General features: G+C 50.8%; 19 protein-coding genes, 6 tRNA genes, 1 other RNA gene and 1 pseudogene. 11 read left to right on the top strand and 16 right to left on the bottom strand.

The window, feature by feature from the left end:
* Nucleotide 1: 1 nt before the first annotated feature.
* From ptsP to glk, 6 genes are all read right to left on the bottom strand, one after another.
* A complete protein-coding gene (ptsP, locus tag A9180_RS04150; RefSeq protein ID WP_064526402.1) occupies nucleotides 2–2,497 on the bottom strand; it encodes a phosphoenolpyruvate--protein phosphotransferase in 2,496 nt (831 codons plus the stop codon).
* A 24-nt stretch (nucleotides 2,498–2,521) separates the two neighbouring features.
* A complete protein-coding gene (gene ypdE / locus A9180_RS04145; protein ID WP_064526400.1) occupies nucleotides 2,522–3,559 on the bottom strand; it encodes an aminopeptidase in 1,038 nt (345 codons plus the stop codon).
* Nucleotides 3,559–4,644 carry an aminopeptidase gene (gene ypdF / locus A9180_RS04140; RefSeq protein WP_064526397.1) on the bottom strand — a complete coding sequence of 362 codons (1,086 nt, stop codon included), beginning with the start codon at nucleotides 4,642–4,644 and terminating at the stop codon, nucleotides 3,559–3,561. The genes ypdE and ypdF overlap by 1 nt, the downstream gene beginning before the upstream one ends.
* A 14-nt stretch (nucleotides 4,645–4,658) precedes the next feature.
* Nucleotides 4,659–5,906, bottom strand: a complete 1,248-nt coding sequence (locus A9180_RS04135) for a PTS fructose transporter subunit IIC (protein ID WP_064526395.1) — start codon at nucleotides 5,904–5,906, stop codon at nucleotides 4,659–4,661.
* Nucleotides 5,907–5,927: 21 nt separating this feature from the next.
* Nucleotides 5,928–6,254 carry a PTS fructose transporter subunit IIB gene (locus tag A9180_RS04130; protein ID WP_064526393.1) on the bottom strand — a complete coding sequence of 109 codons (327 nt, stop codon included), beginning with the start codon at nucleotides 6,252–6,254 and terminating at the stop codon, nucleotides 5,928–5,930.
* Between the two features lie 218 nt (nucleotides 6,255–6,472).
* Nucleotides 6,473–7,438, bottom strand: a complete 966-nt coding sequence (glk, locus tag A9180_RS04125; RefSeq protein WP_064526391.1) for a glucokinase — start codon at nucleotides 7,436–7,438, stop codon at nucleotides 6,473–6,475.
* Between the two features lie 204 nt (nucleotides 7,439–7,642).
* Here glk and A9180_RS04120 point away from each other — a divergent pair, with 204 nt between their 5' ends.
* Nucleotides 7,643–8,899: an ion channel protein gene (locus A9180_RS04120; protein ID WP_064526386.1), complete on the top strand. Its 1,257-nt coding sequence runs from the start codon at nucleotides 7,643–7,645 to the stop codon at nucleotides 8,897–8,899.
* 114 nt (nucleotides 8,900–9,013) lie between these two features.
* Entirely contained in the window at nucleotides 9,014–9,340 is a 327-nt protein-coding gene (ypeC, locus tag A9180_RS04115; RefSeq protein WP_000490072.1) for a DUF2502 domain-containing protein YpeC, read from the top strand.
* A 143-nt stretch (nucleotides 9,341–9,483) separates the two neighbouring features.
* Here ypeC and A9180_RS04110 read toward each other — a convergent pair whose 3' ends face one another.
* Nucleotides 9,484–10,722, bottom strand: coding sequence for an Nramp family divalent metal transporter (locus tag A9180_RS04110; RefSeq protein ID WP_064526384.1), 1,239 nt, complete (start codon nucleotides 10,720–10,722; stop codon nucleotides 9,484–9,486).
* Nucleotides 10,723–11,057: 335 nt separating this feature from the next.
* On the opposite strand from A9180_RS04110, the gene nupC reads away from it, so the two are divergent.
* Nucleotides 11,058–12,260 (top strand): nucleoside permease NupC, encoded by a 1,203-nt coding sequence (gene nupC / locus A9180_RS04105; protein ID WP_064526382.1) that lies wholly within the window; start codon nucleotides 11,058–11,060, stop codon nucleotides 12,258–12,260.
* Nucleotides 12,261–12,487: 227 nt separating this feature from the next.
* Here nupC and A9180_RS04100 read toward each other — a convergent pair whose 3' ends face one another.
* The 3 genes from A9180_RS04100 to A9180_RS04090 all read right to left on the bottom strand — a co-directional run bounded on the left by A9180_RS04100 (nucleotide 12,488) and on the right by A9180_RS04090 (nucleotide 15,075).
* Nucleotides 12,488–14,677: a sensor domain-containing phosphodiesterase gene (locus A9180_RS04100; RefSeq protein WP_064526380.1), complete on the bottom strand. Its 2,190-nt coding sequence runs from the start codon at nucleotides 14,675–14,677 to the stop codon at nucleotides 12,488–12,490.
* 207 nt (nucleotides 14,678–14,884) lie between these two features.
* Nucleotides 14,885–14,960, bottom strand: a tRNA-Ala gene (locus A9180_RS04095).
* A 39-nt stretch (nucleotides 14,961–14,999) separates the two neighbouring features.
* Nucleotides 15,000–15,075 (bottom strand) — tRNA-Ala (locus A9180_RS04090).
* 220 nt (nucleotides 15,076–15,295) lie between these two features.
* Between A9180_RS04090 and A9180_RS04085 the strand changes: the two genes are divergently transcribed.
* Together A9180_RS04085 and A9180_RS04080 are read left to right on the top strand one after the other, a co-directional pair.
* Nucleotides 15,296–15,655 carry a YfeC-like transcriptional regulator gene (locus A9180_RS04085; protein WP_123057945.1) on the top strand — a complete coding sequence of 120 codons (360 nt, stop codon included), beginning with the start codon at nucleotides 15,296–15,298 and terminating at the stop codon, nucleotides 15,653–15,655.
* Nucleotide 15,656: 1 nt separating this feature from the next.
* A complete protein-coding gene (locus A9180_RS04080) occupies nucleotides 15,657–16,049 on the top strand; it encodes a MerR family transcriptional regulator (RefSeq protein ID WP_064526377.1) in 393 nt (130 codons plus the stop codon).
* A 52-nt stretch (nucleotides 16,050–16,101) separates the two neighbouring features.
* On the opposite strand, the gene gltX is transcribed toward A9180_RS04080, so the two are convergent.
* Nucleotides 16,102–17,517 carry a glutamate--tRNA ligase gene (gene gltX / locus A9180_RS04075; RefSeq protein ID WP_064526375.1) on the bottom strand — a complete coding sequence of 472 codons (1,416 nt, stop codon included), beginning with the start codon at nucleotides 17,515–17,517 and terminating at the stop codon, nucleotides 16,102–16,104.
* A gap of 258 nt (nucleotides 17,518–17,775) precedes the next feature.
* Here gltX and A9180_RS04070 point away from each other — a divergent pair.
* The 5 genes from A9180_RS04070 to A9180_RS04050 all read left to right on the top strand — a co-directional run bounded on the left by A9180_RS04070 (nucleotide 17,776) and on the right by A9180_RS04050 (nucleotide 18,329).
* Nucleotides 17,776–17,851: transfer RNA gene (locus tag A9180_RS04070), tRNA-Val, on the top strand.
* Nucleotides 17,852–17,895: 44 nt separating this feature from the next.
* A tRNA-Val gene (locus A9180_RS04065) sits at nucleotides 17,896–17,971 on the top strand.
* A 46-nt stretch (nucleotides 17,972–18,017) separates the two neighbouring features.
* A tRNA-Val gene (locus tag A9180_RS04060) sits at nucleotides 18,018–18,093 on the top strand.
* Between the two features lie 4 nt (nucleotides 18,094–18,097).
* Nucleotides 18,098–18,173: transfer RNA gene (locus tag A9180_RS04055), tRNA-Lys, on the top strand.
* Between the two features lie 22 nt (nucleotides 18,174–18,195).
* Nucleotides 18,196–18,329: non-coding RNA, RtT sRNA (locus A9180_RS04050), on the top strand.
* 91 nt (nucleotides 18,330–18,420) lie between these two features.
* Here the strand turns inward: A9180_RS04050 and xapR are convergent.
* Genes xapR through xapA form a run of 4 tightly spaced genes read right to left on the bottom strand, consistent with a single transcriptional unit; the run spans nucleotide 18,421 to nucleotide 21,706 of the window.
* A complete protein-coding gene (xapR, locus tag A9180_RS04045) occupies nucleotides 18,421–19,305 on the bottom strand; it encodes a DNA-binding transcriptional regulator XapR (protein ID WP_064526373.1) in 885 nt (294 codons plus the stop codon).
* Between the two features lie 40 nt (nucleotides 19,306–19,345).
* On the bottom strand, nucleotides 19,346–19,504 hold the full coding sequence (locus A9180_RS04040) for a DUF1427 family protein (protein ID WP_000651752.1): 159 nt from the start codon (nucleotides 19,502–19,504) through the stop codon (nucleotides 19,346–19,348).
* A gap of 52 nt (nucleotides 19,505–19,556) precedes the next feature.
* The gene (xapB, locus tag A9180_RS04035) at nucleotides 19,557–20,813 is read right to left on the bottom strand and encodes a xanthosine/proton symporter XapB (RefSeq protein ID WP_064526371.1); all 1,257 of its coding nucleotides are present in this window, start codon (nucleotides 20,811–20,813) and stop codon (nucleotides 19,557–19,559) included.
* A gap of 59 nt (nucleotides 20,814–20,872) precedes the next feature.
* On the bottom strand, nucleotides 20,873–21,706 hold the full coding sequence (gene xapA, locus A9180_RS04030) for a xanthosine phosphorylase (protein WP_064526370.1): 834 nt from the start codon (nucleotides 21,704–21,706) through the stop codon (nucleotides 20,873–20,875).
* A 248-nt stretch (nucleotides 21,707–21,954) separates the two neighbouring features.
* On the opposite strand from xapA, the gene A9180_RS04025 reads away from it, so the two are divergent.
* Nucleotides 21,955–22,719 carry an outer membrane protein OmpK gene (locus A9180_RS04025; RefSeq protein WP_064526368.1) on the top strand — a complete coding sequence of 255 codons (765 nt, stop codon included), beginning with the start codon at nucleotides 21,955–21,957 and terminating at the stop codon, nucleotides 22,717–22,719.
* A 38-nt stretch (nucleotides 22,720–22,757) separates the two neighbouring features.
* Here A9180_RS04025 and A9180_RS24685 read toward each other — a convergent pair.
* A pseudogene (locus A9180_RS24685) lies at nucleotides 22,758–22,868 on the bottom strand (LysR family transcriptional regulator); the annotation flags it as partial.
* Nucleotides 22,869–22,961 lie beyond the last annotated feature (93 nt).

Genomic DNA, 22,961 nt, shown 5'->3' with positions numbered 1-22,961 from the left:
TTTAGAAGGTTATTTCCGTTTCCAGCAGCGTCAGGATGCTTTGCGCATCACTTGCGGCGAAAAGCGACTGGCGGAAGTTTTTATTCACCAGCTTACGCGCCAGTTGCGAAAAGACTTTCACATGGTTCATCCCTTCGTTGGCGCCCAGCGTCAGCATGATCACCAGTTCGACGTCGCCCATCTCTGACTGCCAGTCAACCGGTTTCACCAGTCGGGCAATGCTAATACTGGAATGGCGGATCCACTGCGATTTGGTGTGCGGGATCGCCACGCCAAAACCAACGCCGGTGGTGACAATCTCTTCCCGCTGCCAGACATCTTCTTCCAGCTCGAACGGATGTTCAGTGCGCCCGTTAACGCCGAGGTTACCGCACAGGAACTGAATCGCCTGTTCTTTATTGCTAAAAGCCTGGTCAACGAAGATATTCTCCAGCGCCAGCAGTGGGCGAACGTCTTCTTCCGGCGTAAAGGCGGTGAGTAACGCTTCGATTTCCTGCGCGCTACGGCACTCGCATGCCTGACGCGCCAGTTCCCGACACTCCTCGCTATCGAGCTGACGCAGCTGGCTTTTCACCGCCGGAATGCGCGGGCTACTCATACTTAATTCATCCAGGCCCAGCCCAAGCAGTAGCGGCAGATAACGACTTTCGCCACCCAGTTCACCGCAAATGCCGACCCATTTGCCCCGCTGATGCGCAGTGGTAACTATCTGCTGCAACATGCGCAGGAACGATGGCGTAATCGGGTTATACAGCGGCGAAACGCGCGGGTTATTACGATCGACCGCATACAGATACTGGGTCATATCGTTGGAACCAATACTAAAGAAATCGACCTCATCGCAGAAGTGGTCGATGATGTAGCACACCGACGGCACTTCCACCATGATCCCAAGCGTAATCGTCTCTGCATGGCGCAGGCCATCACGCTTAAGCTCAACGATCGCTTTTTGGATCTCGCCCTTCACCCATAAGATCTGATCGAGGCTGTGAACCATCGGGATCATCAACTGGGCGTTGCCAAAACTGGCGGCGCGCAAAATAGCCCGCAGTTGAGTGCGGAACAGACCAGCAAATTCCGGGTAAATACGTACCGCGCGATAGCCGAGGAACGGGTTCTCTTCCTGGGGAATGTTGAGGTAAGGAATGCTTTTATCGCCGCCGATGTCCATCGTGCGGAAGATAATCGGCTTGTCGCCCGCCGCCAGTAACACCTGCTGGTAGGCTTCAAATTGCTCCTGTTCATCCGGCGCGCTGTCGCGATCCATATAGAGCATTTCGGTACGAAACAGCCCGACGCCTTCCGCGCCGTTGGCAAACGCGCCTGGTGCTTCCAGAGCGGTGCCAATGTTCGCCGCAATATCAATCCGTTTGTTATCACGAGAATAGGCCAGTTGCGCGGCAGCCTGCGCCTGTTGTTTTTGGCGTTTGTCCGCCAGCGTCTGCGCCACCTGGTAATAGCCGCTCACCACATCGTTGGGATTAATTGCCAGCACGCCGCACTGGGCGTCAAGTACCGCCAATTGCCCGGTATAACGCGCAATGGCATCCAGTGGTAGACCGCTAAGAACGGGGATCGCCGAGGCGCGGGCCAGAATCAGAGTATGCGAGGTGCGCCCGGTTTTCTCCAGAATCATGCCTGCAAGATTTTTTAAATCGAGACTCAAAAACTGGCTTGGAGTTAAATCTTCAGCCACCAGAATGGTCGGTTTTTCAAGCACCAGATTATTGCGCGGCTTCAGTTCCGGCCAGGTGATATGCAGCAACTGTTCGCTGATATCGCGAATGTCGCTAACACGTTCGCGCAGATAATCGCTGGCAGAAGCAGAAAGCTTGTCGCAAACCTGCTCCATATTGCTGATGATCGCCGCCCCCAGTCCCTGATGCTGTTCTGCCATCAGGCGACGGATATTGCCTGCGAACTCATCATCCTGAATAAGCGACAAATGGGCGCTGAGAATGGTTTTGCTTTCGCCGTCACGCTCGCGCAGTTGCTGGTTCAGTTGCTCGGCAAGCGTTGCCAGGCTGTGCTCCAGCCGGGTGGAGTCTTGCGCACTGGCCGGGATCTCCCGATAACTGTCGAGGCTGTTGCTTTGTAATAAGGTCAGCGTACCGACGCCGACGCCGCTTGCCAGCACATTGCCGTACAGCAAATCAGGGTTCAGGCGGCTTAATGAGCGCGGCAGTGGATGCGCCGTCAGTTCTGCCTGCGTCGGCTGGACGCTGTCGCTGTCAATAAAGCGCACCTGAATATGCTCTTCCAGCACGCGCCGCGCCTGCTCTTCATCGCTGCCGCTAATGTTCAGGCTGCAACTGTCATTGAATAAGGTGCCGGTGCCAATCAGCGCCAGCGAGCTTTTCGCATCGGCCTTTGCATTTTGACGATGGTTAATGAAAGTCACTTCACTTTGCCACTGGCTGCACTGCTCTTTAAGTTCCCACGCCGGACGGGCATGCAGACCGTTAGGCAAAGGACAGAGAAATTGAATCGTTAACATAACCGCTCCGGGTTAATCAGGAGATCATCTGAAATCCGTCAGTTGAACAACCGTCTCACGGGTAAGACGTTGAATAAGGGCAGATAAAAGTTGCTGCATCTGCAAAATGTCACGGCAATCGGCAATCGATGCCGCGCAATGTCCGTGGCGAGTTGCTGGCCCCATCACCACCGTTGGTACGCCAGTACCGGTTAAGTGCACCACTCCACCGTCCGTGCCGCCGTTGCTAAACATATCTGCCTGCAACGGTACGCCAATTTCTGCCGCCACGGTTTCGATCCACGCGGTAAGTTTTGGCGGCGCAATCAGCGATTTATCGCTTAACACCAGCATCGGGCCGTTACCAATCTGTCGATGGTTAGCCGCGCCAAAATCAAAGTTTTTCGCCCAGCAGGCGGTATCAAGCACAATGGCGACGTCAGGCGACACTGCGCGGGTGGCAGTTTGCCCACCGCGTAATCCCACCTCTTCGCTGGAACTGGCCACCAGCCAGACTTCAGCAGGCAGCTCGGCGTTGTGCAGTTCGCGCAGTAAAGTCACCAGCAGGTAACAACCGAGGCGGTCATCAAAGGCTTTCCCCATCACCCGCTGGTGAGGGAGAACCTGAAACGTCGTATCAAACGTGACGCGATCGCCTGGACGAATTCCCGCCTGCATCACTTCGTCATACGAGCGCGCGCCAATGTCCACGCGCATGGCGCTGACGTCATTCCCCTGCCGCTCGCCGTCGAGCAGGCCGGGAATTTTGCACTCTTCACGGGTAGTGATCCGCACCGGCTGCAGTTGGCGGGCAGCCATGCGCACGTTGCCAACCGGTAGGACATCGATCGCCCCTTCACGGGAGATGCTGCGCACCATAAATCCCACTTCGTCCATATGCGCGCAGATCATCACCTTCGGACCTGTCGATTCATTGAGGCGGATCAGCACCGATCCCAGACCGTCAAAACGGACCTCTTTTTGCAGGCGATCCGCTTCCTCCAGCAGGATCTGCCGTACTTCCTGTTCAGAGGAGGCGATCGCATCGGCCTCACTCAACGCTTTTAATAGCGATAAATCCATTATGCCTCTCCCGTGAGCAACACTGTTTTCGGCATGGCGTAGAGCACTTCTGCGCCTTGCGGGGTAACCAGCACGACATCTTCGATGCGCACGCCCCCTTGCCCTGGCAAATAAATCCCCGGCTCCACGGTCAATAACATCCCTGGCCGTAGCGTCGTGGTGTCCCGCGGTGAAAAACGCGGCTCTTCATGGACTTCAATGCCGATAGCATGACCGGTGTTATGGCCGAAAAACTCGCCATAACCGGCCTCGGTAATCACCCGGCGCGCGGCGTCGTCAACCTGTTGGCAGCGCACGCCGGGGCGAATCGCGGAGATTGCCGCCAGCTGTGCCTGCAGGACAATCTGGTACACCTTAAACAGCGGGTGAGATTCGGCGCTCACCCCTTTGCCATTCACCAGGAAGGTGCGCGTCATATCAGAGCAGTAGCCCTGATACAGCGCACCGAAATCGAGAGTGACAAACTCGCCTGCTGCAACAATCTTGTCGCTGGCTTTCCCGTGCGGTAGCGCCCCACGCCAGCCGCTGGCGACAATGGTGTCAAAAGAGGCTTTTTCTGCGCCCTGCTGGCGCATAAACCACTCCAGTTCAGCGGCTATCTCGCGCTCACTCATACCCGACTGAATAAAGCGGCGAATATGCTCTGCACTGCGATCGGCAATCCCACAGGCGAGGCGGATTTTCTCCACCTCCTCTGGCGTTTTGATTTGCCGTAGCACATCCGGCGTGGCGCTTACCAGTTTCGCATTGAGTTCAGCCTGCCAGCGGTGCGCGGTTTCCCAGCTCACCTGCTGGCCTTCAAAACCGAGCGTTTGCAGCTGCTCATCGGCAATGATTTGCCTGACGATGGTTGCAAGCGTATGCGTCGCATCGAGCAAATGAAGCTGGTAGCCTTGCGTACGAGCTTCCACCTCCGTGTAATAGCGCGAATCCACCAGAATGTGCGCACTTTCACGGCTAATCACTACATAACCTGATCCGGTGGAGATCCCCAGATGTGGCTGTTTGTTCTGTCGTGAGGAGAGAAGCACCGCATCCAGTTGTTGCACCTTAAGCCAGTCACGCAGCGAAGCGAGTAATGTCATCTGGATTGTCCTTCTTACAGGCTATCGATTAACAATTTGCCTTTGCGGAACATCATCAGACGCAGGAACACCACCATCAGCGCGGTAATGATTGCCCCCAGCGCGATCCCCGCCATGTAGACGCCCAGGTTAGTCACCAGCGGCCACGCCCAGATTGCTGATTCAGGGAACCATTGCACTGCGCCCAGCCAGACAGCGGCGGTAGAGCCGACAATCGCGCCAACCATATAGGACGGAATGGCGGTGATGGGACTTTCCAGCGCAAACGGAATGGCACCTTCACTGATCCCCATAAACGCCAGGAACATCGCGGTTTTACCCTGCGGATAAAGCTGGGCACTGAACAGACGTTTTCCGGTTAAACGGCGGTCGATAATGGTCGCCAGACCCAGACCAATCGGCGGAATAACAATAGCGATAGAACGCGCGGTAACTGGTAATACGTGGTCAGTGGTAAAGCTGAAAGCAACGAAACCTGCCGCTTTGTTGATTGGACCACCGAGGTCTATTGCGGTCGCCGCCGCAATACCCATTGCGTACATCAGCGCGCCCTTCTCACCTGCTGCGGTCAGCACAGTACGGATCCCGCCGTTGATCCAGCCACCAAACGGCGTGATCACGTAATACATCGCCAGCATGACAAAAATGGCGGAAAGAATCGGTAGCAAAAATGTGGTTTTGAACGCTAACAGGAAATCCGGCAACTGGATTTTCTGGTTCATCCATTTCACGAGGTAACCCGCGACGATGGAAATAATCAGCGCACCAATGAAGGTAGACGGAACTGGTGAAGAGGTCGCCCATTGCATAGTGCTGGGATCGAAGTTCAGCAGTTGCGTGGGCTGGGTAGACATCAACCCGCCGATAAACCCAGCCGGGAACGCCAGTTTGCCGCCAATGGAGTTCGCCACAAAAGCGGCAAACATCGGAATAGCAAAACCAAACAACACGCCGCCGAAGGACTGCGACAGCCAGGCAAATTTCAGTAAGGAGAGGTCGAAACCGGAAAATTTCCCGCTATTAAGTGCATCCATAATGCCAATGTCAGCGGGAATTTTTAGCCAGCTATAAGCAATCAACTGGCTGAAAGCGAGGATCACACCGCCCATAATTAAGGTCGGCACCATGCGTGAAATCCCTGACATCACATGCTGCGGGAGTTCACCCCAGAAGCTGGTTTTAGAGGCCTGCGGATTCTTAATTGCCGCTGCCGCACCGGATGCGCCAGGCACAACGGTTGCACTGCGTTTTTTAATGGCCATAACAATTATCCCTGTCGAATATTACTGTTGTTCAGCGGCAATCATCTCTTCGATTTCTTTGATGATGCCCGCAGCGTTTTTAATTGCGTCCTGCAAAGTGATTTCATAAACGTCGCGTGATTCGAAACGTTCGTTATCTTCTGGTGTAACTGCCACGGAATGAATGATGATGGTCGCTTCGGCGATATCCTCCGCCGTCAGGCGGTTCTGGATGCCATCCGCGCCCTGAGTTTCAATTTTCACTTCATAACCGGCTTCCACCGCCGCTTCTTCCAGCGCCTGGGCAGCCATAAAAGTGTGAGCCAGGCCCATCGGGCAGGCACATAAGGCAATCAGTTTCTTACTCATCGTTATTTCCTCGTTCGTTTATAGTTGACAAATGAAATTATGAACGTGCAAAACAAATTGCCGTTACCAGATAAATAATGCATTTACTGGAGAATTAATCCCGTAGTGCGGAAGTGTGACGCAGGTCGGCCTTGTGAGGAGACACAAAGAAAAATTGAATTAACTATATGATTTAAAAGATTATCGGGAGAGTCACCTCCCGATATAACAGGAAGGATTTACAGAATGTGGCCTAAGGTCTGGCGTAAATGTGCACCGGAGCCGAGAAGGCCCGGATTGTCATGGACGATAAGATACACCGGAATATCATGGACATATTCTTTAAAGCGCCCTTTATCTTCAAATGCAGCACGGAAACCGGAGGCTTTGAAGAACTCAAGGAAACGCGGAACGATACCGCCCGCAATATAGACACCGCCAAATGTTCCGAGATTGAGCGCCAGATTGCCGCCAAAACGCCCCATAATGACGCAAAACAGTGACAACGCACGACGGCAATCGGTGCAACTGTCGGCCAGCGCGCGTTCGGTAATATCCTTCGGCTTGAGATTTTCCGGCAGGCGGTTGTCCGCTTTCACAATCGCGCGATACAGATTCACCAAACCAGGGCCAGAGAGCACGCGTTCAGCCGAGACATGGCCAATTTCTGCGCGCAGTATTTCAAGAATAATGGCTTCTTCTTCACTGTTTGGCGCAAAATCAACGTGACCGCCTTCGCCTGGCAAGCTTACCCAGCGTTTATCGACATGGACCAGATGTGCGACCCCAAGCCCTGTCCCGGCACCGTACACCGCGACAGGTTTGCCTTCAATCGGTTCTGCGCCGCCAAACTGGATCAGATGCTCTTTTTTCAGCATCGGGATCGCCATCGAAACCGCCGTAAAATCGTTAATAATCTCCAGGTGGCTAAAACCGAGATTCTTTTTCATTTCGGCAATCGAGAACGCCCAGGTATGGTTGGTCATCGCCACCCAGTCACCGGTAATTGGGCAAGCAATGGCGATGCAGCCATCTTTCACCTCGACTTTTTGCTCTTCAAGATAAACGCGAATGACCGCTTCCAGGCTGGGATAATCAAGCCCTGAATAGGTTTTAGCCTGCGAGATTTCACCACTGGCAATATCACACAGAGCAAGACGTGCGTTGGTGCCGCCCACATCACCGACTAATGCATACTTTGTCATTCTTCTACTGCTCCGCTAAAGTCAAAATAATTCTTTCTCACACTGTAAATTCATGGGGGCATAACAACAACGCCGTAAAGGCGGGCTCCCTGTAAATATCGATCTGGGTCACACAATTACTTTATCGTTTCAGCACCAATTGCAGCGATGCCTTTGTGTAAGCTGGGCAAACTAAGTATCTGAACCCGCATAAAGGAATAGAACATGCTTCATCCGCGAGCCAGAACCATGTTGTTATTATCGCTCCCCGCCCTGGCAATTGGGATTGCGTCCAGTCTTATTCTGATTGCGGTGATGAAAATCGCCTCGGTATTACAGAATCTGCTCTGGCAACGACTGCCGGGAACTCTGGGGATAGCCCAGGATTCACCGCTCTGGATCATCGGCATATTAACGCTGACGGGGGCGGCTGTAGGGCTAGTCATCCGTTTCAGCCGGGGCCATGCCGGGCCGGATCCTGCCAGTGAAGCGCTGATTGGTGCGCCAGTTCCCCCCTCTGCGCTACCTGGACTTATCGTAGCATTAATTCTCGGTCTTGCTGGCGGCGTCAGTCTCGGGCCGGAACATCCAATCATGACCATCAATATCGCCCTCGCGGTAGCGATTGGCGCGCGTCTGTTACCACGAGTGAACCGCATGGAGTGGACTATTTTAGCCTCTGCCGGAACTATCGGCGCGCTGTTTGGCACGCCTGTTGCGGCGGCGTTGATTTTTTCGCAAACCTTAAATGGCAGTAGTGAAGTCCCGCTATGGGATCGTCTTTTTACGCCGTTAATGGCGGCAGCAGCTGGTGCGCTTACCACCGGATTATTTTTCCATCCTCATTTTTCACTGCCCATTGCGCATTACGGACAGATGCAGTTGGCAGACATCATCAGTGGTGCAATTGTGACGGCGATCGCCATTGCGGCGGGTATGATTGCAGTCTGGTGTTTCCCACGGTTGCACGCGATGATGCATCAGATTAAAAATCCGGTCCTCATGCTGGGGGTTGGCGGGTTTATTCTCGGTATTTTGGGAGTTATTGGTGGGCCGATTTCGCTATTTAAAGGGCTGGACGAGATGCAGCAGATGGTGACAAATCAGGCCTTCAGCACCAGTGATTACTTTTTGCTGGCGGTAATCAAACTTGCAGCCCTGGTCATTGCCGCCGCCAGCGGGTTTCGCGGCGGGCGAATTTTCCCGGCGGTATTTGTCGGCGTAGCGTTAGGATTGATGCTACATGCGCACGTCCCCGCAGTTCCGGCGGCCATTACCGTCTCCTGCGCTATTCTCGGCCTCGTACTGGTAGTAACGCGCGATGGCTGGCTAAGTTTGTTTATGGCGGCGGTCGTTGTACCCGATTCCACATTGTTACCACTACTGTGTATCGTCATGCTTCCGGCATGGCTATTACTGGCAGGGAAACCGATGATGATCGTAAATCGTCCAGAGCAACAGCCCCCCCACGATAACCTTTAGCAAAAAATGCTCTCCCTTATGATTTAAGAGTTATGGCGATGAAACGGGGCTTTACCTCCCCGTAATATTGCGTTAACAGGCCGCTGACGGCTTCGATCGTGAAGGAGAATAACAATGTTCAGGTCACTGTTTCTGGCGGCCGCCCTGATGGCATTTACCCCGCTTGCAGCAAACGCAGGTGAAATTACCTTACTGCCATCAATTAAATTACAAATTGGCGATCGCGATCATTATGGTAACTACTGGGACGGTGGTCACTGGCGCGATCGTGACTACTGGCACCGTAATTATGAATGGCGTAAAAACCGCTGGTGGCGTCATGATAATGGCTATCACCGTGGCTGGGATAAGCGTAAAGCGTATGAGCGTGGCTATCGTGAAGGCTGGCGCGACCGTGATGATCATCGTGGAAAAGGCCGGGGTCACGGGCATCGCCATTAAACACATTCGCCAATGGAGCACAATGCCTGATGCGACGCTAGCGCGTCTTATCAGGCCTACAAACCCGCTCCATTTAACACGTAGGGCGGATAAGGCGTTTTACGCCGCATCCGCCAGTGGTGCCAGATGCGACGCGCATTCAACTACAATCCCAACGCCGTTCCTACCAGCAACCAGATATTCAGCGTTACCACCAACACCACAATCATCCAGCCGATTTGTTTTACCCATTTGCTATTCACCAGATCGCCCATCAGCTTGCTATCACTGGTGAAAATCAGCAGCGGCACCAGCGCCAGAGCAATACCAAAACTGAGCAGCACCTGACTCATAACCAGAATCCGTGTCGGATCTAATCCCATCAGAATGACAATAAATGACGGCAGCATGGTTACCGTACGGCGTACCCACAGCGGGATATGAAAGCGAATGAATCCCTGCATCACCACCTGCCCTGCCAACGTACCCACTACCGTTGACGAAAGCCCCGCAGCCACCAGACTTAAACCAAAAACCGTTGCCGCTGCATTGCTTAACAGCGGTTGCAGCGTCAGGTAAGCCTCATCAAGATCAGCAACACCAGTATGACCAGAAAAGTGAAATGCTGCAGCAGCCGTTGCCATCATCGCCAGATTGACAAAGCCAGCGATGGTCATGGCGATCGCCACATCCCATTTGGTCGCTGAGTAACGTTGCTGGCGTGAACCACCGTGTAGATGCTGGGTGAGCGAAGAGTGAAGATAAATCACATGCGGCATAATCGTCGCCCCTAACACGCCAGCCGCCAGGAAGACCGCTTCCGAGGACGGTAAACTCGGTATCGCCATGCCTTTACTCAACTGCACCAGATTTGGTTGGGAGAAAATCAGCTCAACAATGTAAGCCGCCGCGACAAACAACAGAAGCCCACCAATCACTTTCTCCAGCGGTTTTTGCCCGCGACGTTGCAGCATTAAAATCAGGAAAGTGGCAATACCTGTCAGCACCGCCCCCTGCAATAAAGAAACACCAAGAATGAGTTTGAAACCGATCGCCGCACCAATAAATTCCGCCAGATCGGTCGCCATCGCAATAATTTCCGCCTGGACCCAATAGAACCAGACCACCGGACGTGGGTAGTGATCGCGAATTTGTTCCGCCAGGTTTTTACCAGTGGCAATCCCGAGTTTGGCCGAGAGGATCTGAATCAGCATCGCCATCAGGTTGGCCCAGACAACCACCCACAGCAGCTGATAGCCGAAGCTGGCGCCCGCCTGAATATTGGTCGCAAAGTTACCGGGATCGATATAACCAATCGCCGCAATGAACGCAGGTCCCATTAATGCGAGCCTCATCTTGCGCGCCGCCCGACCACTGCTACTCTCAACGCGATAGTTCATCATCTTGTGCCTCTAAAACATAGCCTTTGCTATGTTTCATGCTAAGTCAAACGAGAATGATTATCAAATTCATTTAAATGGGTTGTGGTGATTTTTCTGATAGACCAGGATTATGGCTACGAAAAGATTGATGACTTGAATGTTATGGTTATGTTTAATATTAGCACATTTACATAACTTTCAGCTTCCATACACAACATAGCAGAAATGTATGACAGCTCACTATTTTTGAAGCTTGTCACAGGACGTCATTATAGTGTGTGTCAGATCTCGTTTTCCTTACCCATGTTACATAGAATGTGCACGGAAATTTAACCTGCCTCATATTTGGAGCAAATATGGACCGCGTCCTTCATTTTGTACTGGCACTTGCCGTTGTTGCGATTCTCGCACTGCTGGTAAGCAGCGACCGCAAAAAAATTCGTATCCGTTATGTTATTCAATTGCTTGTTATCGAAGTGTTACTGGCGTGGTTCTTCCTGAACTCCGACGTTGGTCTGGGCTTCGTGAAAGGCTTCTCCGAAATGTTCGAAAAACTGCTCGGATTTGCCAACGAAGGGACTAACTTCGTCTTTGGTAGCATGAATGATCAAGGCCTGGCCTTCTTCTTCCTGAAAGTGCTGTGCCCAATCGTCTTTATCTCTGCGCTGATCGGTATTCTCCAGCATATTCGCGTATTGCCGGTGATTATCCGCGCAATTGGTTTCCTGCTCTCCAAAGTCAACGGCATGGGCAAACTGGAATCCTTTAACGCCGTCAGCTCCCTGATTCTGGGTCAGTCTGAAAACTTTATCGCCTATAAAGATATCCTCGGCAAAATCTCCCGTAATCGTATGTACACCATGGCAGCAACGGCGATGTCCACCGTTTCTATGTCCATCGTTGGCGCATACATGACCATGCTGGAACCAAAATACGTCGTTGCTGCGCTGGTACTGAACATGTTCAGCACCTTTATCGTGCTGTCGCTGATCAACCCTTACCGTGTTGATGCCAGCGAAGAAAACATTCAGATGTCCGACCTGCACGAAGGCCAGAGCTTCTTCGAAATGCTGGGTGAATACATTCTGGCAGGCTTCAAAGTAGCCATTATCGTTGCCGCGATGCTGATCGGCTTTATCGCCCTGATTGCAGCCCTGAACGCTCTGTTTGCTACCGTGACTGGCTGGTTTGGCTATAGCATCTCCTTCCAGGGTATTCTGGGCTACATCTTCTATCCAATTGCATGGGTGATGGGTGTTCCTTCCAGTGAAGCACTGCAGGTAGGCAGTATTATGGCGACCAAACTGGTTTCCAACGAGTTCGTTGCGATGATGGATCTGCAGAAAATTGCTTCCACGCTCTCTCCGCGTGCTGAAGGTATTCTCTCTGTGTTCCTGGTATCCTTCGCTAACTTCTCTTCTATCGGGATTATCGCGGGTGCAGTTAAAGGCCTGAACGAAGAGCAAGGTAACGTGGTTTCTCGCTTCGGTCTGAAACTGGTTTACGGCTCTACGCTGGTGAGTGTGTTGTCTGCGTCAATCGCAGCACTGGTACTGTAAGCTAATCCATTAAAAAAGCCGGGGATAATTCCCCGGCTTCAGTTTGTTGACAAAGTGCGTTTTGTTTATGCCGGATGCGGCGTAAACGCCTTATCCAGCCTACGAAACAACGCAAATTCAATAGATTGTGATTCCCATGTAGGCCTGATAAGCGCAGCGCATCAGGCAATTTTTGTTTGTCATCAGCCTCAAATGCCGGGGATAATTCCCCGGCATTTTTACGCCTGTTAATCAACTAATGGTTGCGGGCGACCAATTAAATACCCTTGCAGATATTGCACCCCGAGCTTATGCAATAATGCCTGCTGCTGTTGCGTCTCGACAAACTCCGCGACCACACTCAATGACTTAGCTTTCGCCAGATCGGTAATTGATCTCACTATCATCGCATCAAGTGTATTAGTGACGATATCCTTAACGAAGACGCCATCAATCTTGATGATATCAGCCTGCAAACGCTTTAACCGTTCGTAGTTGGCATAGCCGGTGCCAAAATCATCAATCGCAATACGGAAGCCAAACTTATGCAGTTGTTCAATATTGTACATACTGCTTTCTGCGTTAGAAAACGCCTGCTCCTCGGTGATCTCAATAATCACAGTCGCCGGGGAGACACGGTAACGTTTAAACAGACGAATAATCCGCGCGGCGATATTCTTTTGCAGCAGAGTGAGCGGCATTAAATTGACCGAAAAACGCGGCCCTTTTTTGTCACAAGGGTGAGTTGCCAGCCACTTCAACAGGGATTCCAGCACCTGTAAATCGAATCGCGCGCTAAGGTTAAATTGGGCAATAAGCGGCAAAAATTTATCAGGCGTCATTATGCCGCCGTCGTATTTCAGACGCGCAAGGATTTCATCGTAACCTTCTCCATCCTTGTTGCGAATTGGCTGGGCATAGAGCAGCAAATCCCCCTTATCTAACGCCTTACGGATTGTATTGAGTAACAACACCTGTTTGGTTGTCTGCCCGGATGCAATCTCCTCTCGATTATCCAACGCCAGCACGTGATGATGAACGCAGGATTGTTCCGCCAACCAGCTTAACTGCCCCAGCATTGGCTGCAGGGTATCCTGGTTACCGTCAAAACGTCCCCAGGCAGCACCGTAGCCCATATCCAGCCCGGTGTTGTTCCAGTGGATTTGCCGACTGTTGAGAACGTTAACCATATGCTGTAACCGCCCTTCCGTTTCCGGCCCGGTCAGTACCAACAGCAATTCGCTCCCCGGCAATTGATACAACTTTTCGTTTTCCTGCATCAATGGCAGCAATGTACGGTAAATTGAGCGAATACAATGAACGCGCATCATTAACCCGTAATGGCGACTCATAAACTCAAGATTATCAATGCGCAGACAGCAAAAACTCTTACCTGCCTCTTGCTCCGGCGATTGCTCCAGTGCACGAAAGTTGGGTAATAGCGTTAACGGATCGGTCAGCGCCTGCAAATGCCAGCGACGGTTAAGCCATTCGCTCCGATGATAAATGCGTACCATGTAAAGCAGGCAAACGCTAAAGGAAATCAGCACCGCAAGAATAAATGCCAGCGAATATTCTGTTTCCACCCCTTGTAAAAAATTCTGGTTGTAATTCAGGAGGAAAAGCGTCGATACAGCCCAGGTAAGATTTAAAAACGGATAGCGAAGTTTACCGACACCAAGGGTAAAGATGATAAAGAAAACCGGTACCAGGTAACCGGCGATAAAGTCGTTTTCATAAGGCGTACACATCAAAAGTAGCAGAACGCTAAGAGCCGCCAGCCAACTTAAGGTAAATGTGCGTTTCTCTTTATTCAGCGACGGCGCAATATCCCTGCGCCACAATATCTGCGCAAAGTGCGGACTTACAATCATGCGAGTGAGATAGTAAAAGAGCATGTTGTAAATCAACACTGCGGTGAAAAGACTTAGTAAATCAACGACCGTGAAAATCGCGTCGGCATCGCCGAAAAAGGTCGATATCTTTAGTGGGAAATCAAAGAACCTGCCCACGAGATACATGCTGCACTTGATGCCGATCGGCGTCACCAAACCAAGCCAGAAGAGACGTTGCCAGACGTTTCGGGTGGTCAATCCATAGCGCCAACGCGTTCCCAACTGCCAGCGTAATATTGCACAGGCACACAGCACAGCGAACGTCTGGCTGCCAAGCATGACGGCAGTTTGCAAAAATGAGAGATGAAAATTCCACAGATTGGTGCAAAACATTCCACTTAATACGGGAACGACACCGCGCCAGCCGAAGATAAAGAATATGGATAGCATTACGCACAGTGGCATCCACGCCAGAAAGATATAGCTGGAATGGATAACAGCAAGTGGCGAGATAAAACGGGATAGCTGAATAAGTACCACGGTGAGCGTAAACGCTAGAGTAAATATCTTGATATTTTTTATCAGGTTATGCTCCACAAACATGAGTACACTACTCTCACTGATCGGGGTTTAAGGCACACAAATAATAAGTTTATTCGCATCGCGAAGCAAACAGGGACTGGCCCGTTGCCGATATTTCATCCAATGATGTTCCCACCAGGCGACACTAACCTGGGGCGTAGACGGTATTACAAAAGCGGCAAAAAGCAGAGACAAAAAACCCCCGCTTCGCAGCGAGGGTTTGAAATTTGGTGGAGCTAAGCGGGATCGAACCGCTGACCTCTTGCATGCCATGCAAGCGCTCTCCCAGCTGAGCTATAGCCCCACGAGTCGTTTACGTACCAAATTTGCTGGGTGCAAAATTTGGTGGAGCTAAGCGGGATCGAACCGCTGACCTCTTGCATGCCATGCAAGCGCTCTCCCAGCTGAGCTATAGCCCCATCACGTAAAGCTTGTCGAGTTGACGGGCGGCATCATATGAATTCCGCCTGAATGTGTCAACGGCAAATTGCAACGCGTAGTTTCAATCGCTGAAAAATCAGGCAAATGAACTATTTTGGATAGTCGCTCGCATTCAGTAGTTATTCCTGTCACGGTTTCTTGTAAAGTGGTGTTATAAAATGAACCACTAATAGACCCGCAATCATTCAGGGAATTGTTATGTTCAAGGAGAGGATGACGCCAGATGAACTTGCCAGGCTGACCGGTTATAGCCGCCAGACCATTAATAAATGGGTACGCAAGCAAGGCTGGACGACATCACCAAAACCAGGTGTCCAGGGTGGCAAGGCCCGACTGATTCACATCAATAAACAAGTTCGTGAATATATTCGTAATGCAGAACGCCCGGACGGTCAGAGGGAAGCACCTGAACTGTCTGGCGATACGCCGCTTGAAGTGCTGCTGGTGACGCTGGCGAAAGAGATGACGCCTCTTGAACAAAAACAGTTTACATCCTTGCTTCTGCGGGAAGGGATTATCGGTTTATTACAACGCTTAGGGATTCGCGACAGCAAATAATATGAAAAGATTACGCAATAAAATGACCACCGAAGAGCTGGCTGAATGCCTCGGTGTGGCTAAACAAACAGTTAACCGTTGGATCAGAGAAAAAAGCTGGAGAACGGAAAAATTTCCCGGCGTGAAAGGAGGTCGTGCCAGACTTATTCTGGTCGATTCGCAGGTTTGCGAGTTTATTCAGAACACGCCCGCGTTCCATAACACACCAATGTTGATGGAAGCAGAAGAGAGAGTTGCTGAATACGCTCCTGGAGCACGTGCGCCAGCGTATCGACAAATCATCAACGCAATAGACAATATGACTGACATTGAGCAGGAAAAAGTCGCGCAATTTTTGTCACGTAAAGGAATTCGCAATTTCCTCGCCCGTCTCGATATTGACGAATCAGCATAAATAAAAAAACGGCAGGATATTATCTCCTGCCGTTTATCTTTTTATACGCTAATTACTGCTGGTTTTCGCGTTCAGCAATAAAGGCCAGCGCTTTGTTGATGCGCTCGATGCTACGTGCTTTGCCGATCGCGTGAACGGTAACATCCAGTGCCGGGGACTGCCCTGCACCGGTTACGGCTACACGCAGTGGCATACCAACTTTACCCATCCCCACTTCCAGCTCATCCGCCGTTGCCTGAATAGCGTGGTGAACATTTTCAGCCGTCCAGTCAGTAATTGCAGAGAGTTTGTCTCGTACCACTTCCAGCGGCTGACGCGCTACCGGACGCAGATGTTTTTTCGCAGCATCGGCATCAAACTCAGCAAAATCTTCGTAGAAATAGCGGCAGCTTTGCGCCATCTCTTTGAGCGTTTTGCAGCGTTCGCCCAGCAGTTTCACCAGATCCGCCAGTTGCGGGCCGTTGCGGGTATCGATGTTTTCCTGCTCGATGTGCCACTGTAAATGGGTAGCCACATACTCCGGTGGCAGCGTGTTAATGTAATGATGGTTAAGCCACAGCAGCTTGTCGGTGTTGAACGCACTGGCAGATTTGCTGACGGCATTCAGGGTGAAGTATTTGATCATCTCTTCGCGGGTGAAGATTTCCTGATCGCCGTGGGACCAGCCCAGACGCACCAGATAGTTCAACAGTGCTTCTGGCAGATAGCCGTCATCACGATACTGCATTACGCTGACTGCACCGTGACGTTTGGACAATTTTTTACCGTCATCACCGTTGATCATAGAAACGTGCGCGTAAACCGGTACGGGCGCTTTCAGAGCTTTCAGAATGTTGATCTGGCGCGGCGTGTTGTTGATATGGTCTTCACCACGGATGACGTGAGTAATTTCCATATCCCAGTCGTCGACAACCACGCAGAAGTTATAGGTCGGAGAACCATCGGTACGGCGGATAATCAGATCATCCAGCTCCTGGTTGCTAAACTCGATCGGACCACGGATCTGATCGTCAAAAACCACAGAACCTTCCTGCGGGTTAGCAAAACGTACAACGCACGGTTCATCATCAGCGTGATGTTCATGGCTGTGGCGGCAGCGGCCGTCATAACGCGGCTTCTCGCCTTTTGCCATCTGCTCTTCACGCAGCGCTTCAAGGCGTTCTTTAGAGCAGTAGCATTTATAGGCAGTACCCTCTTCCAGCATCTGATCGATAACCGCGTTATAACGATCGAAACGTTTGGTCTGGAAGTACGGGCCTTCATCCCACTCCAGACTCAGCCAGTTCATGCCATCCATAATGGCTTCGATAGCTTCCGGCGTGGAACGCTCAAGATCGGTGTCTTCAATACGCAGCACGAACTCACCGCCGTGGTTACGTGCAAAAAGCCAGGAGTAAAGAGCAGTACGCGCGCCGCCAACGTGCAGATAGCCTGTTGGGCTTGGCGCGAAGCGAGTTTTGATTTTCATGAAATGGCCTTACGTTTAGAAAGATGCCGACAACCGGCAAATCCTGGAAAAATTGAGTGGGCGATATTCTATCACTCCAGCCTGATTCCTCAATGTAGTTCGGGTTGCTACATGATGCATTATTGTTTTCGTTGAGAAATTGCGCAACACGGTCTGTTTTGCGATCATCCTGCTTAATTTTACGACGAACGAACAATTTCTTTAGAAAAGGCGTTGACTCATTTCCAACTCTCCCTATAATGCGACTCCACACAGCGGGGGTGATTAGCTCAGCTGGGAGAGCACCTCCCTTACAAGGAGGGGGTCGGCGGTTCGATCCCGTCATCACCCACCAACTACTTTATGTAGTCTCCGCCGTGTAGCAAGAAATTGAGAAGTGGGTGATTAGCTCAGCTGGGAGAGCACCTCCCTTACAAGGAGGGGGTCGGCGGTTCGATCCCGTCATCACCCACCACTTTCTCACCGGCTAAATTTCTTGCAATAATGTGAAGTACCGAAGTGGGTGATTAGCTCAGCTGGGAGAGCACCTCCCTTACAAGGAGGGGGTCGGCGGTTCGATCCCGTCATCACCCACCACTTCGGGTCGTTAGCTCAGTTGGTAGAGCAGTTGACTTTTAATCAATTGGTCGCAGGTTCGAATCCTGCACGACCCACCAATGTAAAAAGGCGCCCTAAAGGCGCCTTTTTGCTATGTGCGATATTCAAAGATTCGAACCTGCAGCAGGTTCGAGTTGAGCGCAGCGAAACAACGGAGCCGCTCGCGGCGACGGCCCGAAGGGCGAGCGAAGCGAGTCATCCTGCACGACCCACCAATGTAAAAAGGCGCCCTAAAGGCGCCTTTTTGCTACGTGTGATTTATGCGCTTCGTTTATCAGACCTACGATTTCCGGCAATCCCCCTCGCCTACTGTGTCAATGCTGCCAACAGCTTAACCATCGCGGGCGTCACCTGCTGTGTTTCATAAACAATATATAAATCTGCCGGGATGCGCTCTCTGAGCGGACGGAAAATGACACCTGGCCAGTTCATCTGTGCATAGCTGTCTGCTATCAATGTGATACCAATGCCCATACTGATCATGGCCAGCACCGTTTGCGGTTCATTAACTTCGCGAATAACAACCGGTGAAAACCCCGCCTGCTGACAAACGCGCTGCAAAAAATCCCAGTCAGTGTACACGGGCGGCATTGTGACAAAATACTCGTCACGTAGAGCTTCCAGCGGAACGGCGGAATATGATGAGAGGTAATGCTCTTCAGGCATCGCCACCAGAAACGCCGATTCATGCAAGCGTAAGCTGGTAAAATCTTCCGGTGGTTCTGTCGCCATTCGCCAGATCCCGGCATCGAGTTCGCGGCGCTCCAACAGCGCCATTTGCATCGCAGGCATCTTTTCGCGAAACAGTACTTCAACGTTGGGGTTTTCCCTGAGGAATCGCCGCATAACCGGCCGCATCCGTCCCCACATTGCCGTCCCGACCACACCGAGTTCAATCCGCCCTGCTTCTCCCCGGCCTATTTGTTCAATCCGAGCCAACATCTGATTTGCATTCATCAGCAACCGCCGCGATTCTTCCATCAAGATTTTTCCCGCGTGTGTCAGAGCGACACTGCGCGAATGACGAATGAAAAGCTGTGTGCCGAGTTGATTTTCCAGCTCTTTAATATGAATACTGAGCGGAGGCTGAGACATATTTAAACGTGCCGCTGCGCGGCCAAAATGTAACTCTTCTGCTACAGCAAGAAAATAACGAAGCAACTTAAGGTCTGTTCTGTAAATGCGTTCCATAATTAAGTGCTCCGTTTAATAAATACATTTTGTTAAATTATCACGGCATAAAGTATTTCACCACCAGATAACCTACATACATAAACACAATGGATAATATACCCGGCAATACATTTGGCACAGGAATAGGTAATCGCACGATTGTAAATAAAGCACCAATGCCAAAACCGACGCCCGAAGAAAATAAAATATCTTTCACTTAATAACCTTTATCATAAAAACAGCTCCGGAAAACAGAGCTGTCAATCCTTTTAATGTGTCACTGTTCGATGTGTTATCTTTTCAGGGTCATGGTTATATTTAAACCCAAAGAAAAATATCACTGCGAGGAAAAGAGAATATCCTGCAAACATCAGCCAGATAGTTTGCCAGTCTTTTACGCCATCTACCGAGAAGTAATCTACTGCCATACCGCTCAGAATCGAGCCAACCCAAGCACCGACACCATTTACCATGGTCATAAAGAGCCCTTGTGCGCTGGCACGAATGCTGGAATCAACTTCCTGTTCGACAAAAACCGAACCGGAAATATTGAAGAAATCGAATGCACAGCCGTAAACAATCATCGACAGCAGCAGCAAAATAAACCCGGCTGGTGACGGATCGCCATAAGCGAAGAAACCAAAGCGCAGCGTCCAGGCCACCATACTCATAAGCATGACCGTTTTGATACCGAAACGCTTTAAAAAGAACGGAATCGTCAGAATGAAACCGACTTCAGCCATCTGTGAAACTGACAGTAAAATGGACGGATATTTCACCACGAAGCTATCAACAAACTCCGGGTTACGGGCAAAATCATGCAGGAACGGGTTGCCAAAAACGTTGGTAATTTGCAGTACTGCGCCCAGCATCATGGCGAAGAGGAAAAAGATGGCCATGCGTGGATTTTTGAACAGCACGAAAGCATCCAGACCGAGCTTACTGGCAAGCGAAGTGGTCGTTTTTTTCTGCGCAACAGGGATCTTAGGCAGCGTTAACGCGTAAGCCGACAGTAGCAGAGACGCACCGGACGCGATGTACAGCTGCAGGCTGCTCAATTCCAGATGCAGTAAGCTTACCGCCCACATCGCGATGATGAACCCCACCGTACCAAAAACGCGAATAGGTGGGAAAGCCGTCACCGGGTCAAGCCCTGCCTGGGCAAGGCAAGAGTAAGAGACGCTGTTCGATAATGCGATAGTCGGCATAAATGCCATCGCATTGACTAACATCACCCAAAACATCGTATCCGGATCACTGACGGATGCTGCATAAAAAAGTACGCCAGCGCACACCAGATGGCACAGCATGTATGCACGTTCAGCGCGCAGCCATTTGTCCGCGATGATCCCCATAATGCCTGGCATAATAATCGCGGCAATACCTTTGGAACTGTAAACCATGCCGACGTTAGCGCCGGTAAAATGGAGGGTATTAATCATGTAAGAACCGAGGGTAACCAGCCAGCTCCCCCAGATAAAATATTGCAAAAAGGACATTACCTTTAGGCGCAAAGCGATGCTCATAATCGTTTCCTTGTCGCATCATGTGGCCTCACCCGAGAGGCCGTTTCTTGTTGTTTTAATCAGGCAATTTTGCGCAGAAACCCGCAAATAAGATTGATAAAGTTCTGCCTGGAGAGCTCCGCTGCCGCCAGCGTTTGGGCATGTGACAACTTCACGTCACTCAGACCTTCCGCCATATTGGTAATCGCAGAAACGGCTACCACCTTCAGGTCACAATGGCGTGCTGAAATAACTTCAGGCACAACGGACATTCCAACGACATCCCCGCCAATAATTTGCATCATGCGAATTTCAGCCGCCGTTTCGAAATTCGGCCCCGGATACGAAACAAATACACCTTCCGTCAGAGGGAAACCCTCTTCTTTCGCCACTTTTTGCAACAGTGCCCGATAATCCGCATCGTAGGCATTCGCCAGCGAGAAGAAACGTTCTCCAAAGCGTTCATCGTTCGGCCCCACCATCGGTGTACCCGGCATGGTGTTAATGTGGTCTTTCAGCGCAACCAGACTGCCCGCACCAACTTCCGGACGCAGTGAGCCCGCCGCATTGGTGCAGAACAGCAGTTCACAGCCCAGCAATTTGAAAGTACGAATCGCGTCGGTCATGATGGTCATTCCACGACCTTCATAGAAATGTCCCCGACCTTTCATGCATGCCACCGGTACGCCCTGGAGGTGACCCAGCACCAGTTCACCCGCATGACCATGAACGGTACTCACCGGGAATCCAGGCAACTTTTCGTAGGAAATTGCGACAGCGTTCTCAATCTGATCGGCTAGCGCGCCTAGCCCGGAACCTAAAATAAAGGCCACTCGTGGCGTGAAATCAGGTTTATAAGCCTGGATAATATCGACGCAATACAGCGGGTTATGAGAAAAATTTGCCTGAGACATATATATCCTTTTTCTGTAGGGTTGAATCTAACGCCTTTTTATAGCGAGGTTGTCCCGGCTCTTACCAATACACTTTTTTCACGCATTCAATAGTGATTCGATATCGATGGATTTATATCTTTTCACTATTAATTCTCAGCAAAAACTGTATTGGCGATATTTACTCCATTGCATTAACAATATGCCGTTTTTAAGCAACTACTTTATTAAGCAATCTACTAATAACGATCGGCATAGGGATTTATGCTATGAAAAAACATCTTCTGACTCTGACACTCTCCTCTTTATTAGCCATACCTGTTATATCTCATGCAGAATTTAAAGGTGGGTTTGCAGATATCGGCATGCATTACCTGGACTGGACCAGTCGAACGACTGAGAAATCGTCGACCAAATCACACAAAGATGATTTTGGTTATCTTGAACTGGAAGGCGGCGCTAACTTTAGTTGGGGAGAAATGTACGGGTTCTTCGACTGGGAAAACTTTTATAACGACCGCCACGATAAACCAGGTAGCGAGCAGCGTTATACCTTTAAAAATACCAACCGCATTTACCTGGGCGATACCGGATTTAATCTCTACCTGCACGCGTATGGCACCTACGGTTCTGCAAATCGGATAAATTTCCACGATGATATGTTCCTGTACGGTATCGGCTACAACCTTACTGGCAAGGGGTGGTGGTTCAAACCGTTTTTCGCTAAACGCTATACGGATCAAACCTATTACACTGGCGATAACGGCTACGTAGCGGGTTGGGTTGCGGGTTACAGCTTTATGCTGGGCAGTGAGAAATTCACCCTCACCAACTGGAACGAGTACGAGTTTGACCGTGATGCCACTTACGCAGTAGGTAATGGCGGTAAGGAAGGGCTGAACGGTGCGGTCGCCCTCTGGTGGAACGCTACCCCAAATATAACTACGGGACTCCAGTATCGCTACGCGGACGACAAGCTGGGAGAAGCCTGGTATCAGGACGCCATCATTTACTCGGTCAAATTTAACTTCTGAACCATTTCTGCCGGGATTCCCGGCAGAAATACATAACACTATATATGATACAGCAAATGCCCTTCTCGCCCTGCCATCACTATTCCCTCCTGTTTTTGCACCACGTCCTCTGATGCTTCAGCCGCTGTTGAACGTGACCGATTCTTCCTGCACTACTGTGAAGAAAATATTTAATTGTTTTAAAGAGTAATTCATCTATTTTCTTCATGAATGAATGCAATAAATCGATTTTATTTCTCAAA

The sequence above is a fragment of the Escherichia sp. B1147 genome (assembly GCF_001660175.1).
GTDB lineage: Bacteria > Pseudomonadota > Gammaproteobacteria > Enterobacterales > Enterobacteriaceae > Escherichia > Escherichia whittamii.
The sequence above is the reverse complement of the archived record's forward strand: the minus strand, read 5'-3'. Positions and strand labels throughout refer to the sequence as shown.